The 17,524-nt window shown below is 64.4% G+C and carries 14 protein-coding genes; 7 read left to right on the top strand and 7 right to left on the bottom strand.

From position 1 onward, the window contains the following. The first annotated feature begins 44 nt into the window (after nt 1-44). Genes CFE35_RS15930 through CFE35_RS15920 form a run of 3 tightly spaced genes read left to right on the top strand, consistent with a single transcriptional unit; the run spans nt 45 to nt 2,090 of the window. Nucleotides 45-509 (top strand): nuclear transport factor 2 family protein, encoded by a 465-nt coding sequence (locus tag CFE35_RS15930; RefSeq protein ID WP_292931987.1) that lies wholly within the window; start codon nt 45-47, stop codon nt 507-509. Nucleotides 510-540: 31 nt separating this feature from the next. Continuing rightward, nucleotides 541-1,281, top strand: coding sequence for a glucose 1-dehydrogenase (locus tag CFE35_RS15925; RefSeq protein ID WP_292931985.1), 741 nt, complete (start codon nt 541-543; stop codon nt 1,279-1,281). Between the two features lie 14 nt (nt 1,282-1,295). Further along, entirely contained in the window at nt 1,296-2,090 is a 795-nt protein-coding gene (locus tag CFE35_RS15920) for a TIM barrel protein (protein ID WP_292931983.1), read from the top strand. Here CFE35_RS15920 and CFE35_RS15915 read toward each other — a convergent pair. The 5 genes from CFE35_RS15915 to CFE35_RS15895 form a co-directional block, all read right to left on the bottom strand. Further along, on the bottom strand, nt 2,087-3,685 hold the full coding sequence (locus tag CFE35_RS15915; RefSeq protein ID WP_292931981.1) for a peptidase S10: 1,599 nt from the start codon (nt 3,683-3,685) through the stop codon (nt 2,087-2,089). The genes CFE35_RS15920 and CFE35_RS15915 overlap by 4 nt on opposite strands. A 121-nt stretch (nt 3,686-3,806) precedes the next feature. Beyond that, complete coding sequence (locus CFE35_RS15910; RefSeq protein WP_292931980.1) at nt 3,807-4,739, bottom strand: NmrA family NAD(P)-binding protein; 933 nt, start codon at nt 4,737-4,739, stop codon at nt 3,807-3,809. A gap of 66 nt (nt 4,740-4,805) precedes the next feature. Continuing rightward, complete coding sequence (locus CFE35_RS15905; protein WP_292931978.1) at nt 4,806-5,576, bottom strand: SDR family oxidoreductase; 771 nt, start codon at nt 5,574-5,576, stop codon at nt 4,806-4,808. 5 nt (nt 5,577-5,581) lie between these two features. Continuing rightward, nucleotides 5,582-6,730 (bottom strand): thiolase family protein, encoded by a 1,149-nt coding sequence (locus CFE35_RS15900; protein WP_292931977.1) that lies wholly within the window; start codon nt 6,728-6,730, stop codon nt 5,582-5,584. Further along, entirely contained in the window at nt 6,727-7,119 is a 393-nt protein-coding gene (locus CFE35_RS15895; protein WP_292931975.1) for an OB-fold domain-containing protein, read from the bottom strand. The genes CFE35_RS15900 and CFE35_RS15895 overlap by 4 nt, the downstream gene beginning before the upstream one ends. Nucleotides 7,120-7,299: 180 nt before the next feature. Here CFE35_RS15895 and CFE35_RS15890 point away from each other — a divergent pair, with 180 nt between their 5' ends. The 3 genes from CFE35_RS15890 to CFE35_RS15880 all read left to right on the top strand — a co-directional run bounded on the left by CFE35_RS15890 (nt 7,300) and on the right by CFE35_RS15880 (nt 13,062). Next, nucleotides 7,300-8,589, top strand: coding sequence for an MFS transporter (locus CFE35_RS15890; protein ID WP_292931974.1), 1,290 nt, complete (start codon nt 7,300-7,302; stop codon nt 8,587-8,589). A 46-nt stretch (nt 8,590-8,635) separates the two neighbouring features. Continuing rightward, entirely contained in the window at nt 8,636-10,210 is a 1,575-nt protein-coding gene (locus CFE35_RS15885; protein WP_292931973.1) for an aromatic ring-hydroxylating dioxygenase subunit alpha, read from the top strand. Between the two features lie 287 nt (nt 10,211-10,497). Further along, nucleotides 10,498-13,062, top strand: coding sequence for a TonB-dependent receptor (locus CFE35_RS15880; RefSeq protein WP_292931971.1), 2,565 nt, complete (start codon nt 10,498-10,500; stop codon nt 13,060-13,062). 333 nt (nt 13,063-13,395) lie between these two features. Here the strand turns inward: CFE35_RS15880 and CFE35_RS15875 are convergent, their stop codons facing one another. Further along, on the bottom strand, nt 13,396-15,549 hold the full coding sequence (locus CFE35_RS15875) for a molybdopterin-dependent oxidoreductase (protein WP_292931969.1): 2,154 nt from the start codon (nt 15,547-15,549) through the stop codon (nt 13,396-13,398). 153 nt (nt 15,550-15,702) lie between these two features. Between CFE35_RS15875 and CFE35_RS15870 the strand changes: the two genes are divergently transcribed. Then, nucleotides 15,703-16,713, top strand: a complete 1,011-nt coding sequence (locus CFE35_RS15870; RefSeq protein WP_292931967.1) for an NADP-dependent oxidoreductase — start codon at nt 15,703-15,705, stop codon at nt 16,711-16,713. Here the strand turns inward: CFE35_RS15870 and CFE35_RS15865 are convergent. Further along, a complete protein-coding gene (locus tag CFE35_RS15865) occupies nt 16,710-17,513 on the bottom strand; it encodes an SDR family oxidoreductase (RefSeq protein WP_292931965.1) in 804 nt (267 codons plus the stop codon). The genes CFE35_RS15870 and CFE35_RS15865 overlap by 4 nt on opposite strands. Nucleotides 17,514-17,524 lie beyond the last annotated feature (11 nt).

The raw sequence follows: 17,524 nt of genomic DNA, 5'->3' as shown, positions 1-17,524 counted from the left end.
CGGATGCTAGGCAGACGTTACTAGCAAAAGAGAGGGGAAGCGCCGTGACGCTGACGACAAACGAGCTCTCGGCGCGCGAGGAGATCCGGGATCTGCTCCACCGCTATTGCAAGGGAATCGACCGGAAAGACTGGGCCTTGGTGCGCTCGTGCTTCGCCGATGACCATGTCCACCGGCACTCCACGTTCGTCGGATCGCCGGACGAGTTTATCGGTTTTGCCAGTGCCGTGCTCGGCACCATCCCCGCGACGCACCACACCATCGGCAATCTGCACTTCGCCTTTGCGCCGGACGGCCAGAGCGTGGAGACCGAAGCCAACTTCGTCGCCTACCACTTCATCGAAGCCGGCCACACCGAAGGCACGCCGGTGCCGACCGGCGGCAAGGCGACCGACTGGATTGTCGCGGGCCGATACTGCGACCGGATGGAAAAGCGCGATGGGCGCTGGCTTATCGTCGCGCGGCAGGCGCACCATGATTGGGAACGCGTCGATCCGGCAAATGTCTGAACAAACAAGCAATTTCACGGGAGAGAATGACATGCGACTGAACGGCAAGACCGCGCTTATCACCGGCGGTTCCTCGGGGCTCGGTGCAGCCATGTCGCGGCGCTTTGTTGCCGAGGGCGCGAGCGTCGTGATTGCCGATATCGACGATGCAGGCGGCGAGGCCCTCGCCTCCGAGCTTGGCGACAAGGCCCGCTACGTGCACCTTGATGTGACGCAGGAAGCCGATTGGGCCGCTGCGATGGACGGCATCGGCGCGCTCGATTGCGTGATCAACAACGCGGGCATCACCACTGCCGGGAACATCGAGCAGGTGACGCTCGCGCAGTTCCGCCATGAATTCGAGATCGATGTCGTCGGCGTGTTCCTTGGCTGCAAATATGCCGTGGCGAAGATGAAGGCCGCTGGCGGCTCGATCATCAACATGTCCTCGCTCGCGGGCATCCGCGCCAATGCCGATCTCGTCGCCTACAACGGCGCGAAGGCGGCGGTGGCGCACATGACCAAGTCGATCGCGGCGCATTGCGGCAAGAGCGGCTACGGCATCCGCTGCAACTCGATCCACCCCGGCGTGATCCGCACGCCCATCCTCGACAAGGTGCTGGCGCAGGTGCCCAACCCGGACGAAGTCTACGCGGGCTGGGTCGCGGTCCACCCCATCGGCCGCATCGGCACGCCCGAGGAAATCGCCGCCATCGCGGTGTACCTCGCTTCCGACGAATCCGGCTTCACCACCGGGGCCGAGTTCCGCATCGACGGCGGCAGTTCGATTTAGGATTGGTCGATCTGATGAACCCGATCAGCCTCGCCTCGGGCGTCGTTCCCGAATTCGGCCCTGTCGAAACCATCCGCGCCGCGCGCTTTGGCGGGTTTGACGCGGTCGGGCTCTGGGTCGATCCCGAGGCGTGGACTGAGACGACCACCCGCGAGGCCCGCGCCGCGCTGGCGGATACGGGCCTCCCGCTGGTCGACGTGGAAGTGATCTGGCTTCAGCCGGGCAGCGACATGGCCGCGCACAAGAAGGTCATCGATGTCGGCGCCCAGCTTGGCGCGCAAAACGTGCTGTGCGTTTCCTCGGAAGCCGACATGGGCAAGACCGCCGCGCGCCTCAACGAGCTGTGCGTCCATGCCGAAGGGACGGGCCTGCGGGTGGCGCTGGAGTTCGGCATCTTCACCGAAGTGAAGAACCTCGCCATGGCGCTATCCGTGCTGGATCAGGTCGCGCACCCGCTGCGCGCGCTGCTGATCGATCCGATCCATGTCGACCGCTCGGGCACCGCGCCCGCCGATCTCGCGGCTATCCCGCGCGAATTGCTGCCCTACGCGCAGTTCTGCGATGCCCCCGCCAAGCGCCCCGATCCGGCGGATTTTGCAGCGATCATCGAAGACGCCATCGACCTGCGCCAGCAGTGCGGCGAAGGCGCGCTGCCGCTGGCCGCGATGTATCTGGCCCTGCCGCCCGGCATCCCGCTCAGCATCGAGCTGCGCTCCAAGGCCCTGCGCGATGGTTTCCCTGATCCCGGCGAGCGCTCGCGGGCCGTCGCACAGGCCACGCGGCGGTGGCTGGCGGCGAACGCAGGCTAGTTCCCGCGCCCCTTCACGAAGGCCGCCACATCATCGTGCAGCGCCTTCAGCGATGCCTCCAGCGCATAGACCATGTGGCCTGACGGGTAATACTTGTAGGAAATGTTCCCGCGCAGGTTCTCCGGCACGGGCAGATGGCGCATCTGGAAGCGGCCTTCGAAATAGGGCGTCGCGGTATCGTAGTATCCGCCCAGCACCAGCACCCTCAGCGAGGGATTGGTCTTCATCGCGAAGGCGAGGTCCGGCAGCACGTTCGCCGCGCCTTCCACTGCGTATCCGGCGCCCGGCGGAGTGTGCTTGAGGTCCCACTCCCCCACGTCGGCAAAGAGCTTGAACGCCTTGCCCGTGCCATAACCCAGCTTGCCGCGCGCGTAGTCGTTGAACGCCGAGACATAGGCAGAGCTGATCGCAGTGGACTGCGGATCGTAGTCCGCCTCGCGGCTCAACACATCGAGGCTTGCTCCGGAAAAGCGCGTATCGAGCCGACCCACCGTCTGCCCGGTCTCGTCCATCAGGTTGCGATTGAACTGGCCGAGATTGACCCTGAGGTTCGAGCGGAGGATATAGGCCGGGCTAAGGCCGGTGTAGCGCGCTAGCTTTTCGGCCATCGCCTGCTTGCGCTGCGCTGAAATGTCGTTCCCCTCGATCAGCGCGGCGGCATAGTCGGTGGTCGCAAAACGCTCCGCCTCGGCAAGGAACGGTTCAAGCTCTGCCGGGCGGCCGCCGGGCACGCGGTTGTGATACCAGGCGGTTGCCGCATAAGTCGGCAGCGTCGCGATATAGGGCAGGTCGTTGCCGGGGTTCCACTGCGGCGCATCGGCCCAGAAATCGAACGCGAGCGTCACCGAAAGCAGCATGATCCCGTTGAGATCGACCGCATCCGACGACTGCAGCTTCGCGGCCAAGGCCACCGCGCGCGGCGTGCCGTAGCTTTCGCCGAAAAGGTAGCGCGGCGAATTCCAGCGCTGGTACTTGGAGAGGAACTGCTTGATGAAATCGGCGAAGGCGTAAACGTCCTGATCGATCCCGTAGAACGCCTTTTCCTTGTCCTTGCCCGCGATCCGGCTGAACCCCGCTCCCGGCGCATCGATGAACACGAGATCCGCCACATCGAGCGGGCTCTCGCCGTTATCAACCACCTGATAGGGCGCGGGCGGGGTGTGCTGGCCGTCCGCCGTCACCACCCGGCGCGGGCCGAACGCGCCCATGTGGAGCCACACGGTGGAGGAACCCGGCCCGCCATTGAACACGAACAGGATGGGGCGATCCGCAGCGGGCGCACCCTTCTTGAAATACGCGGTATAGAACATCGAGGCTTCGGCAGCGGCCTCATCGTCCGCCTTGGGTTTGGCGGCGTCGTCCCAGCCCTTCGGGTGGACCACCAGTGTGCCCGCGATGGCCTTGTAATCGATCCGGCTGCCCCGCACCGTGACGGAGCCTTCGCTGGCGACTTCCTCCGGCTGGAACAGGGCGGGAGGCACCGCCTTTGCTGCTTCGGCTGGCTTGGCCGCATCCGCCGCCTTGTCCGCCGCCAGTGCCGCCGTGCTCAGCCCGAAAGCCAGAGCCAGTGCCGAAATATCCCGCAGCCACCGCATGAAAGCGCCCCACCTGAAAAAAACAAAACCGGCGCGGGTGGTCGCACCGCGCCGGTTTGTTGTCCAGCAGTCATGAAGGGCCTGGGAGGGCATGTAGCCCTCCCCAACCGTTACCGCGCCATCACCCCGCCGAAGGCCGGTGCGCCGTATCGGACCAGTCCTGCCGTGCAACCCACTGCGCCAGCGTTTCCAGCTCGATCCCCGGCAGGCGTTCCATCATAGCCTCGGTGTTGACTTCGAACGGCTTGGTCGGCGCGTTGTTGTTGTAGTTGTAGAACGCCGCAATCCCGGCAGCGAAGGGCTTGCGCTCCTCCTCAGCCATCGAATCGCCCAGCGCCTTCACCAGCAGATCGCCAAACTCTTCCGGTGTGCAGGGATCGTACTTGATCGTGTGGCCGAAGTGATCGGACAAGATCTGCGCGACTTGCGGCGGCAGCAGGCGCTCCGGCCCGCCGATGTTCATCCACGTGCCTTCCATGTCCGGGCGGTCCATCGCGTGGATCATGATCTTGGCCACGTCATCGAGGCTGATCCAGTTCGCGCCCAGCGTTGGCTTGTGCGGATAGACATAGCGCTTCTCGTGCATGATGAACGGGCGCGCCCAGTTGGTCAGCAGGTTGTCCATGAACAGCACCGAGCCGAACACCGTGGCCGGAACGCCCGAACGGAACAGCGCGTTGATGCCCGCGGTGTTGCCCGCATAAGTAAATGCATCGCCGGGCTTGTCCGGAATCCAGCTGGAGGTGTTCCAGACGAAGCGCTTGGCGTCGACTTCCTTGGCCGCCTCACCGATCCAGCCCGCCAGTTCGGCGCGGGAATCGCGCAGTTGCAGCGGGTGATTGTAGAACACCGCGTCCGAGCCTTCGAGCGCCTTGGTGTAGGTCTTGCGGTCGTACAGGTCGATCACGCGCGTTTCGATATCGGCGTTGGTTGGCCCAAGATCGGGCTTTTCATTGCGCGAAAGCGCGCGAACCGAGTGCCCTGCGGCAACGAGTTGGCGCACCTGCGCCAGCCCTTGCCGACCGGTTGCGCCCACGACGGATACCAGTGCCATTTCGCATCTCTCCTCTTGAGTGGAGCTGCCCGGCTCTCTGGCCCGGTGCAGCCGGATTATTCGGGCCTAGCTGCGGATTGCGCTGGCTCCGTCGACATTGAGGTCGGTCCCGCTGGTGAAGCTCGAATCCTCGCAGCTGAGAAACAGGATCGCGCGCGCCACTTCGTCAGGCTCGCCCACGCGGCCCATCGGGTGCGCGGAAGCCATCACCCCCTCGATCTGCTCGGGCGTTGCGCCGCCCGCGTTGAGGTAGCGATTGTACATCGGGGTGCGGATCGCGCCGGGATGCACGGTGTTGGCGCGAATCTTGAGGCCACGTTCGGCGCAATCGAGCGCGACCGACTTCGTGAGATGCGTGACGCCCGCCTTCGACGCGCAATAAGCCGCCATGCCGCCTGCCGCGCGGTGCGCCAGCATCGAGCCGATGTTGACGATGGTGGCGTTCTCGCCCGAAGCCGCCAGCGCCGGGAGCGCGGCGCGGCAGCCATAGAAGCTGCCGGTCAGGTTGATATCGATATGGCGGTGCCAGCTATCGAGATCGACGTCGACGGTGTTGCCCGGCTCGGAAATGCCCGCGATGTTGCACAGCGTGGTCAGCTTGCCGAAGCGCGCCAACGTGGCGGCGACGGCGGCTTCCCACTGCGCCAGATCGCGCACATCAAGCTGCACCGCAGCGGCATTCGGCCCCAGCCTGGCGGCATGGGCCTGCGCCTTGTCCAACTGCAGATCGCCGAGCATCACGCTGCCGCCTTCGGCCACGAACAGTTCGGCAACCGTGCCGCCAATCCCTTCCGCGCCGCCCGAAATCAGGGCGACCTTGCCGGTCATCTTCCCCATCTGTTTCAGCGCTCCAGAATGCACACGCCGGACAAGCCAGGTGCGCCATAGACGTGGCTGTAGGCCGCCTTGGGATTGTTTGGCACCTGCCGCCCGCCGCCCCGGCCGCGCAGCTGCACGGTGTTTTCATAGACCTGACGCAGACCCGAAGCGCCGATGGGTTCGCCGCAAGCAAGGCAGCCGCCATCGGTGTTGACCGGGAGCGTGCCGGTGACTTCGGTGCGGCCTTCGCGCAGCCACTGTTCCTGATCGCCATCCTTGCAGAAGCCGTTTTCGGCCATGTGCATGATTTCCGCGCCGGATTCGGTATCCTGCAACTGCGCGACGGAGATATCCTCCGGCCCGATCCCGGCTTGCTCGAACGCCGCCTTGGAGGCGAGGATCGTCGGCTTGCCGCCATTGTCGATATCAACCGAAGGCGCAAACACCTCGAACGAGCCCGGCGGACGGGTGCGGACGGCGACGCTGGCGATCTTCACCGCATCGGCACCCAATTCGCGCACTTTCTTGCCGCTGGCGAGGATCAGCGCCACCGCGCCTTCGGCGGGCGCGCAGAACATGTACTTGGTCAGCGGATCATTGACCATCGGCGAGTTCAGGATGGTTTCCAGATCGACCGGCGAACGCCGCCATGCGTGATCGGCATGGACGCCGTTGCGGAAGGCCTTTTCCGCAACGCGGCCCAGCGTTTCCCGGCTGATCCCGTAGAGCTGCATGTAGCGCTGGATCTTCAATGCGAAGAACTGCGTCGTCAGCATCATGCCGGTCTGGCCGTACCATTCGGGCAGGCCATAATCGCGCGGCTTGGCGTTGAATGCGCCGCGCGGGTGCTTGTCGAAGCCGACCGCCAGCGCCACGTCGAACTCGCCCGCCGCAATGGCATTGCGCGCGGAGGCCAGCGCAGAGCCGCCGGTGGCGCAGCCGTTGGCGACGTTGATGAACGGCAGGCCGGTGAGGCCCAGTTCGTTGACCATGATATCCGCGCTGCCTGCCGCCGCCGAGCCGCCATAGGCGCAGCCCACGTCGGTCCATGCGATCCCGGCATCGGCCATCGCCTGACGCACGGCGAACACGCCCTGATCGCGGCCCGAGCGGCCATCAGTGCGGCCAAAGGGGTGGATGCCCGCCCCGATGATATAGACGTCTTCCATCACGCTTTCTCCGGACGAAACGCATAAGTCGAACGGGTCGCGTCAAACGGCGCGACCACGAATTCCATCGGCATGCCAAGCTTCAGATCTTCCAGCACGCAATCGACGATGCGCGTCTCGACGATCACTTCGCCGGGCAGCTCGACATAGCCGAGCAGGTAGGGCTGGAACGGCTCCGGCCCTTCGAATGGCTCCTTCGGCTGGAAATCCTGCCGGGTCCACGACCACAGCGTACCCTTGCGCGAAAGGCGCCAGAGTTCGACGCCTTCGGCCGCATCGCCGCTGGGATAGGGGAACACGATCTTACCCGATGGCAGCCGCCCGCCGATCAGCGCGGGCTCCGCCTCGTTCGTCCACAAGTTCTCTGCAATCGGCTCAAGCACGTCAGCCATACCTTTCCCATCAGGGGCGGGCCGACGGCTGCGGCCCGATATGAAAAGTATCGTGACACCAAAGCCGGGGGGCGACGATCATTGAAAGTGCTAGGTCGCGCCATCCTGGCCCTCACTCAATGTGTTAGTCGCCGCCGCGACCGCGAATGCCTAGCCCTTGGAAAAAGAGGAGCGAGCGACTTGGGAGAGCATCGCCACTACCGCCATTTCGTGCTCGGCGTGATCACGTTCGGCGGCATGCTCAATATCGCCGACAGGCTGATCCTCTCGATCATGATCGAGGATATCAAGCACGCCTTTGCCCTGTCCGACACGCAGATCGGCCTGATCACCGGCTTTGCGTTCACCGTGCTCTATGTCGTCTGCGGGCTGCCGCTGGCCTGGCTGGCAGACCGGATGAGCCGCCCGCTGATCATCGCCTGCGCCATCGCTTCGTGGAGCCTGATGACCGCGCTGTGCGGCATGGCGACCGGTTTCTGGACCTTCTTCCTTGCGCGCATGGGGGTGGGCATCGGCGAATCGGGCAGCGGCCCTGCCGCCACCTCGCTGCTGACGCAGACGTTCAAGGGCCACGAACTGGGCCGCGCGATGGGCATCTATTTCCTTGGCCCTACGCTGGGCACCGCGGCGGGTCTCATCCTTGGCGGGGTGCTGGCCCATGCCGTCGGCTGGCGGATGACCTTCCTGCTGCTGGGCCTGCCCGGCATTGCCTTCGCGCTGTTCGTGTTCCTGACGGTGAAGGAGCCGGGCGGCCGCCCCGTCCCGCCCAAGGTCGGCCTGACTGAAGGGCTGACCGCGTGGTTCACCGGGGTGCGCGCGCTGTTTGCCAACCGCGTGTTCCTTGCCGCATCGTGCGCCTTTGGCTGCATGATCGTGACGGGCTATGTCTTTGCCACCTGGCTCGCGGCGATCATGCTGCGCGGCTTCCCCGTCTCCACCGCCGATGTCGGCTTCTACCTCGGCCTCGCGTTCGTGCTGGGCGGCATTCCCGGCCCGCTGCTGGGCGGCTACCTCACCGATTGGCTGGTCCGGCGCGATGCTCGCTGGCGGGCATGGCTCCCGGCGATTGCCACGCTGGGCTGCCTGCCGTTCTACCTCGCCGCGCTCATGAGCACGCATTTCTGGACGTTCCTCGGCCTGTTTTCCTGCGGCTATCTGGTGTTCCTTGTCGCGCAGGCGCCCACCGTCTCGCTGATCCAGCTGGCCGTCCGGCCCGATGAGCGCGCGATGGCGATGGCGGTCGCGATGATCTTCAACAATCTCATCGGGCAGGCGCTCGGCCTGTTCCTCGTCGGCTATGTCAGCACCAGCCTGACGCCCCTGTTCGGCATCAAGGCGCTGAGCTGGGCGGTGATCGGCGTCAGCGCGGCCTTCGCGGTGCCCGCCGTGCTGTTCTACCTCTACGCGGCGGGCGGCATGGAGCGCGGTCCCCTCAAAACTGGTAATGGCCCCGCCTCTGCGGAGGCGTAGACTTATCGAAAGTGGACTTGTGACAAGTCCATGGGAGAGCAGACAAATGGTGGAAACCAAGACCGGGCACGACCGTACTGCAGGCGTGACCTACCTCGATGTGATCAAGAGCGACAAGGTCGCTCCGCCGCCTGTCTATCTGGAAGAATCGCCCTATCCCGGCGGCGTCACCAAGGTCGCCACGCACCGCTACTACAGCCGCGAGGAGCACGACCGCGAGGTTGAACGCCTGTGGAAGCGCGTGTGGCAGATGGCCTGCCACGAGGACGACATTCCCAACGTGGGCGACACTTTCGTCTACGAGATCGCAGGGCTTTCCTTCATTCTCGTGCGCAATGCCCCCGGCGATGGCCCCGGCGCGGTCAAGGCTTTTCCCAACGCCTGCCTCCACCGCGGGCGCCAGCTGTGCGATGCGCACCGGCAGGGCCTGAAGGTGCTGCGCTGCCCGTTCCACGGCTGGTCATGGCACCTCGATGGCAAGCTCAAGGAAGTGCCCAGCCACTGGGATTTCCCGAGCGTCACCGAAGAGGAATATTCACTCCCCGCCGTCTCGGTCGGCCATTGGGGCGGCTTCGTGTTCATCAATCCGGACCCGAATGCCGAGCCGCTCGCCGATTTCCTCGGCGATATCGACCGCCATTTCTCGCTGCCATTCAAGGGCCGCTACAAGGCCGCGCACATGGTCAAGCGCCTGCCCTGCAACTGGAAAGTGGCGCAGGAAGCCTTCATGGAATCCTACCACGTCGTCGGCACGCACCCCGAACTGCTGCCGATGTTCCTCGATACCGGCTCGAAGTACGACGTGTGGCCGAACATCAGCCGCGCGATGTCCGCCTCCGGTCCGCCAAGCGCGCACACCGATCTCGATGCGCCTGATCCCAGCGCGTTCCCCGAAGGACAGGCCTTCACCAGCTTTCGCCACCCGCTGAACGGGCACCTTTACACGCGGCTGGACGAAAACCGCGTCGAAGTGCGCCATCCCAATGGCAAGACCGGCATCTTCGACATGACCGGCGCGCATGTTGAGGGCGAAGTGGTCAACGCCGATGCGCACATGTGCAACTGGATCGGCGGCAAGATCGCGCCGGGCGAGGAAAACACGCCCACGCGCTTTGCCAGCGCTTCAGCGGCGGATTTCCGCGCCGATGCCGCGCGCGACCGGCGCGACACGATGCGCCCGCAGTGGGGCGATGCGATCGACCAGTTCAGCGATGCCGACATGATCGACGCGATCTTCTATTCGGTGTTCCCCAACCTGCATCCTTGGGCGGATTTCAACCCGATCTTCTACCGCTTCCGGCCCGACGGGAACAACCCGGAGCAATCGCTGCACGAAGTGATGTACATGGTGCAGGTGCCCGAAGGCGCAGAGCGCCCCGCGCCCGCCAAGTGCACCTTCCTCGATCTGGACGACGACTACACCAAGGCGACCGAATTCGGCAGCTATCTCAACAAGATCTTCAACCAGGACGGCCTGAATCACGCCGCTGTACAAAAGGGCCTGCACAATCACCCCAAGGGCGAGGTGATTTTCGCGAGCTATCAGGAAAGCAAGATCCGCGATTTCCACGAGAAGCTGAACCACTGGCTGGATAGCGAAACCCCGCCGAAAAGCCGCTGATCTCCTTGCCGGCCTTTCCCTGCGCGTGCGGCCTGCAATCCGGCGCGCGGGGCCCCCTGACGATACGCGAGGATACGGCCCCAACCAAAAGGCTGGATGAAACCTAACTTCCGTCACGGAATCCTTGCGCTTTTCCGGCCACACTGCGCCGGAAAACCCACACTTTGTCACCCTTTTTGATAGTTGCTGTCAGCCCCCTGCGCCCTAGCTTATCATACGGGATGATAAGGAAAAAATCGTGCGTTAACAGCATGATAAACGCCTTATATCAAATTGGGAGGATTGCCATGAGATTGAACACACTCGCATCGCCGCTGCGCATCGCGCTTCTCGCGGGCGTCGCGTCGACTTCGCTGGCGCTGCCGGGGCTGGCCCATGCCGCCGATGCCGCAGCCGCCGATGCGGCGTCAGCACCTCCGGCAACCACCGAGGAAATCACCGTTTTCGCTCGCCGCGATGCAGAATCGCTGCAGAACGTGCCGCTGACGATCACCGCGATCGGCGCTGCCACGCTCGCCAAGTACAACGTCACCAAGCCCGCTGACATCGTCAGCCGCATCCCCACGCTGAACGTCCAGATCGGCGGCTCGGGCGCAGGCGCGCAGCTCTCCCTGCGCGGTGTCGGCTCGTCCAACATCTCCGCCGCGTTCGACAGCGCCGTGGCGCTCGATTTCGACGGCGTGCAGGTTTCCACTAGCCGCCTGCTGCAGGCCGGCTTCGTCGACCCCGCCCAGATCGACGTCCTCAAGGGCCCGCAGTCGCTCTACTTCGGCAAGAGCGCCTCGGCAGGCGTGCTGCAGATCCGCTCCGCAGACCCAACCTCCACGTGGCAGTACGGCGGCAGCGCTTCGTATGAGTTCGAGGAAAAGGGCTACCTCATCGGTGGCTTCATTTCCGGCCCGCTGAGCGACACCTTCGGTATCCGCATCGCCGGCCAGTACAACGACGTGAAGGAATACGTGAAGATCGCGCCCGGCACGCCTGCGCTGCTGCGCAATCGCGGGCTTCGCGATTTCGTCGGCCGTGTCACGCTGCAGTGGGAACCGTCGAGCGATTTCAAGGCCAACCTCAAGGCCACCTACACGCGCAACACCAATGACGGCGCCATCGGCACCGCAGATATCTCGTGCGGCAAGAACGGCCGGGCGGATGAAGTCGTGCTGCTGGGCGGCGCGATCGCGATCCCCTCGAACGCGGATTGCAACCCGTTCGACAAGTACTTCACCACGTCCGATCCTTCGCCCACTGCGGTCAAGAAGTTCCCCGATGGCAGCGCGGGCGCCAACGGCGGCTATCCTGGCCACCCCTTCGGCAAGACGGACCTGTTCTTCACCCGCCTGCTGATGAACGCCAAGGTTGCCGATAACCTGAAAGTCGTCTCGACCACCGGCTTCATGAGCCTCAAGGCAGTCGACTTCGACTCCTACTCCTACCTCGGCGTCGGCCCCGCGTTCAACCCGAACGGCGTCCCCGTCGGCCTGATCGCGCCTGCCCTCGCCGCAATCAATGGCCCGGGCGTCGCGCTCGGCATGGGCTCCAGCGATCCGGAGAACAAAACCAAGCAGTTCACCCAGGAACTGCGCATGGTCAGCAGCTTCGACGGGATGTTCAACTTCACCCTCGGCGCGTTCTATGAAAAGCGTACGATCGATTTCAATACGTCGCAGATGGGCGTGAACATCTCGATCATCGCGCCCGATCCTGTGACGGGCAACACTTATGACTGGTACAAGAAGCACCGCACCAAGACCGATGCCTATTCGGCATTCGGCAGCGGCACGCTGACCTTCACCGATCAGCTCGAACTGACCGGCGGTGTGCGCTGGACGCGCGAAAAGAAGGTGAACACAATCACCGTTCCTTACGTGCACACGTTCCTGTCGGCAGGCCCTGCCTTCATCGACAGCGGCTTCTTCTCGGGTCCGATCAACTTCAAGGACACCAAGTGGACGCCTGAAGTCACGCTGCGCTACAAGGCGACGCCTGACCTCAATGTCTATGCCGCGTTCAAGACCGGCTTCAAGTCGGGCGGTATCGACAACTCGGCACTGCCTTCGTCGAACCTGCTCGGCCTGGACAACCCGGCCACGCGCGATGCCGTTGCCAATGGCCTGATCTTCAAGTCGGAAACCAGCCGCGGCGGTGAAATCGGCTTCAAGTCGCAGCTCGCCAACCGCACCATCACGTTCAACGCGACCGCGTACTACTACGTGTTCAAGAACCTGCAGGTGCAGAACTTCAACGCCACCACGATCCAGTTCATCACCAGCAACGCCGGTGAGCTGACCACGAAGGGCATCGACATGGACTTCAGCTGGCGCACGCCGGTTGACGGCCTGCGCTTCACCGGTTCGGCGGCCTATACCAATGCGAAGTTCACCAAGGACTTCATCACCGGCACCGGGCCTGACGGCATTGCCGGCAACGCGGACGATCCGAACATCAATGGCCGCCGCGCTGCGCGTGCACCGCGCTTCGCGGGTAACATTGCCTTCGATTACACCGCACCGCTGGGCGATTCGCTCGAACTGGGCCTGGCCAGCAACCTCGCCTACAGCGGCGCGTACTACACCCGTCAGGAAAACGTGGCTGACTACATCCAGCCCGCCTATGCCACTCTCGACGCCCAGATCTCGGTCGGCGCACCTGATGGCCGGTGGAAGCTGGCGCTGATCGGCAACAACGTCACCAACAAGATCTTCGTCAACACTTCGGGCGGCCGTCCGTTCCTCGCCGGTCCCGGCGGGCTCGGCACCCCCGGCAGCGCGACCTACGTGCCGCAGGGTGACGATGAAGTGTTCACCGTCAACCGTGGCCGTCAGGTCTTCGTGCAGGCCAGCTTCAAGTTCTGATCTTCAGAGCTTAGGCCGGAAAAAGGGCCGCTCCGGGAAACCGGGGCGGCCTTTTTCGTTGTGGGCGCCTTTCACTTTGTGGGCGCCTTTCACTTTGTGGACGCCTTTCACTTTGTGGACAGGGCACAGAAAAAGCGCGGCTGAAGCAATCTGCCTCAGCCGCGCCGTCTCCCATTGGGGGCCAGATGTATCAGATGACATCGTCGGCCCGTGCTTGACACGGGCCTTGGCTTTCTTCTTCGCCCGCCGCGGCTGAAGACCAGCCAAACCCCGTGTCAAGCACGGGGTGACGGAAAGGGATTAGCCAGGCTGACGGGGCTCTGCAGGAGGACCTCAGGCCGCGACCACCCGAACCGGAATCGCGCTTTGCAGAACCATGCCGGTGATCGGATCGGCGTCGTCCGCGTCGTCGATCAGGCGGTTGGTCGAGCCGCCCGCCGTCATCACATCATCCTTGCCCGCATCATCGTTGCCCCATGCGTGGGACATCGAGATGACCCCGCGCCGCACCTTGTCGCTCGCGCTGGCCACCGCGTGGATCGAGGCGACGCGCGAGGCGATCTCGATCACCGCACCGTCTTCCACGCCGAGCGCGGCCAGATCCTCCGGATTGATGTAGGCCGGGTTGGTCGGCATCTTCTTCTTGAGGAACTCGGAGATATGCCCGTTGCTGTTGTAGCGGTGCTTGGAACGGCGCGAGATCAGGCGGAAATCGAACCCGTCCGCCTCGGGCCGCTGCGCCGCATAGCCGGCAAAGGCCGCCGGCATCGCGCCCGCGCCAAGCTGGAACCGGTTTGCCGCATCGGGATCGGCAGGCGCAATCACTGCGTGTGCTTCGGGATAGATCATCGCCCCACCCGGCGTCGCACTCGCCAGCCCGTCGGCTCGCGCCTTGCTCGGCGCGATCAGGCAGCCATGCGCGATGAGATCGAGCATCGTCATCTTGTCTGGCACCGCATCCATCGAACACGGCCCGCCCGGCAGCTGGAGCTGAAGGCCGAGGTGCTTGGCGAGCCACCACAGCATTTCGTACTCGTCCATCGTATCGCCCGGCGCGGGCACCATCGCCTCGGCATAATGCGCGTAAGGCTCCTCGCAGAACGGCTGCGAGACGTTGTTGATGTCCTCACGTTCAAGGCACATCGAAGGCGCGAGGATCACGTCCGCCCGCTTCGCGCTGGCCGACATATAGGGATCTACCTGCACGAACATTTCCAGCGTTTCGAGCGCTTTGCGCACCTTGCGCTGGTTGGGGAAGGCGATTTCCGGGTTGCCGCCGATCGAGATGAGCACCTTGATCTGGCCTTCACCGGGGGTGAGGATCTCATCCGCCAGCACCGGGCAGGGCATTTCGGTGCCCAGCTTGCCGATGCCGCGAATGCGCGACTTCGTGAAGCCTTCGCCGAACATCGGCATCGGCGGCGCAACTTGCGCCTTCTTCGGCCCAGCGGCAAACGGCATGAACACCATCGGGTTCGCCACTTTGTCACCCGCCTGGTTGAAGCGGGCGCAGACCACGTTGAGCGCGGTCACCATATATTCGGTGAGGACGCCGCGGCCCGCCATTTCCGGCCCGGTGCCCGTGACCACCCGGCCCTTGGCGGCGCGGGCGAACATGCGGGCAGCCGCAACGATCTGTTCCGCCGGAACGCCCGACTTCTCGCCTGCCAGTTCGGGCGTGAAATCCTTCACCGCTTCGGACAGTTCATCGAAACCATCAACGTGGGCGGCCACGAAGTTGCGGTCGTAGAGCCCTTCCTTGATGATCACGTGGAGCATCCCGCCGAGCAGCGCGGGGTCTTCGCCCGGCTTCACCTGCAAGTAGAGGTCGGCCAGATTGCCGGTGTCGCTCTGGCGCGGATCGGCCACGATCACCTTCATCCCGCGCGCCTTGGCATCGCGCAGGCGGCGCGAGGGCGAGAACGGCGGCACGCCGCCGCTCGGCGTGTAGTGGGAGACGAGCGGGTTGTTGCCGACGAACATGACGACGTCGGATTCCTCGAAGTTGTTCGGCCCGCCCATCCACTGGCCATAACGCGCGGTGGTGAAGACCTTGGCGGGCTGGTCCACCGTGACGCTGGTATAGTAGTTGCGCGTGCCAATCGCCTCGGCCAGCGCATAGGACGTGCCCAGCACCGCGCTGTTCTGGAAGGCATTGGTGCCGCAATAGAGCGCCACGGCATGCGGGCCATGTTCGGCGATCACCGCGCGGACCTTGTCCGCCACCTGCTTCAGCGCCTCTGCGGTAGACGTCTCGACGAACTCCGCGCCTTTCACGCCGCCCTTGCGCACCAGCGGGCGCATGTGCCGTTCGGGCAGGTTGTGCATTTCGGGCATCTGGCGGCCCTTCACGCAGGTATAGCCACCAAACAGCGGGTTCTCGGGATCGCCCCGCACCGACTTCACCTTGTCGCCTTCAACATCAACCAGCATGGCGCAGCTGGCATGGCAGAAGCGGCAGAAGGTACGCAGGGTCTTATCGGCCAAGACACGTCTCCCAATATTTTGAGTGCGGAGGCTATCGGCAATTGCCCCCATCTCCCACTGATGAAAGAGAGGGTAGGCCCCCGCCTTTTCACCAGTAGCATGGCGGTCGAACCCGGGTTTGATGCGCAATCAGCCCAAACCGAAGGATAGCAGATGAGCCAAGAAAACCGCCACTGGATCCTTGCGCGGCGGCCCGTGGGCAACGCCTATGCCGAAGCCTTCGCGTTGGAGACGGAAACCCTGCCCGCACTGGCAGAAGGCCAGATCCTCGTCGCCAACAAGGTCCTTTCGATGGACAGCGGCACGCGCATGTACATGACCGACCGCGAGGACAGCTATCAGCCCGGCACCCCCTTGGGCGCTAAGCTGATCGGCACGGTGCTGGGCGTGGTGACGCAAAGCCGCCATCCTGCCTACAAGGCAGGAGACCGCGTGCGCTGCTATGGCCAGTGGGCGGATTTTTCAGTGGTAGAGCCTGATGCGACGTACTGCACCACGCTCGATGATGCGCATGCTGACCCGAAAGAATACGTCGGCATCTACGGCGCGAACGGGTGGACGGCGTGGGTAGGGGTGGTTGAGACCGGCGCGGTGCAGGCGGGCGAGACGTTCGTCGTCTCAGCTGCGGCGGGCTGTACCGGGCTGATGGCCGGGCAGATCGCCAAGGCGCGCGGCGCCTGCGTGATCGGCATTGCGGGCGGCGCGGCCAAGTGCGGCCTGCTGACCGGAGAGTACGGGTTTGACGCGGCAATCGACTACAAGGCTGGCAATGTCGAAGCCGAACTGGCGCGGCTCTGCCCGGACGGGATCGACGTCTATTTCGACAACGTTGGCGGCGAGATTCTCGATGCAGCGCTGGCGAACATGGCGCTGTTCGGCCGCGTCGCGGTCTGCGGCCTCATCACCAACTATATCGCGCAAGGGCCGGTGCCGGGCCCTTACCGGTTCGATCAGGTGCTGATGAAGCGCCTGCGCATCGAAGGCTTCTTCTCGCCCGATTTCTATGTGCGCGAACCGGCGTTCAACCCGGAACTGGCGCGGCTTGCAGCAGCAGGGCAGCTGCGCCTGCCCTTCGAGGTGAGCACGGGGCTGGAGGCAACGCCCGAAGCCTTCACCAAGCTCTTCACCGGGGCGAATATCGGCAAAGTGGTGGTGGAACTCTAAATCTGCGTGAAGCCGCCGTCGATGACCAGCTCGCTGCAGGTCATGTAGCTGGCGGCGTCCGAGCACAGGAACACCACGCCGCCGCCCATTTCCTCGGGCCGGGCCATGCGGCCGATGGGGTGCGTCATCTTGACGCCCTCCAGCGCCACCTCGCGGCTGGGGGCGACGCCCATTTCGACATAGCGGTCGATGATGCTTTCCAGCATCCCGGTATCGACGCCGCCGGGATGCACGCTGTTGACGCGGATGTTGTAGCCCAGCGCGGCAAATTCAGCGCCCATGCACTTGGTCAGGCCGGTCAGCGCGAACTTGCTGGTGCAATAGGCCGCGTTGAACGCCGCGCCATTCAGCCCGCCGACCGACGAGAAATTGACCACCGAAGCACCGCTTTTGCGCGCCTTGCCGCCTTCGCGCAGCATCGGCAGCAGCGCCTGCGTGCCAAGGATCACGCCATCGACATTGACCGCATTGACCCGGTGGAACTGCGCCAGCGTGGTCGCCTCGAAGCTTTCGACGATGGAAATGCCCGCGATGTGCGCCAGTGCATCGAGCCGTCCGAACCGCGATTCAATGACTTCGGCCAGCGCCTTCCAGCTGGCCTCGCTCGTCACGTCGAGCGACTGATAGAGATCGCAGGCGAGATCCCCCGCCGCCCCGCCGGCCTCGTCCCATTCCAGCGTAGCCAGATCGGCCGCGATCACGGTCGCATGGGCCGCCTTCAGCGCCTTGCACACCTGACGCCCGATCCCCCCGGTCGCTCCGGTGACCAGTGCGACAACTCCATCCAACGCAATCGTCATGGCAGAAATCC

The organism is Novosphingobium sp. PASSN1 (assembly GCF_002278815.1).
This window is presented reverse-complemented; position numbering and strand designations above follow the sequence as displayed.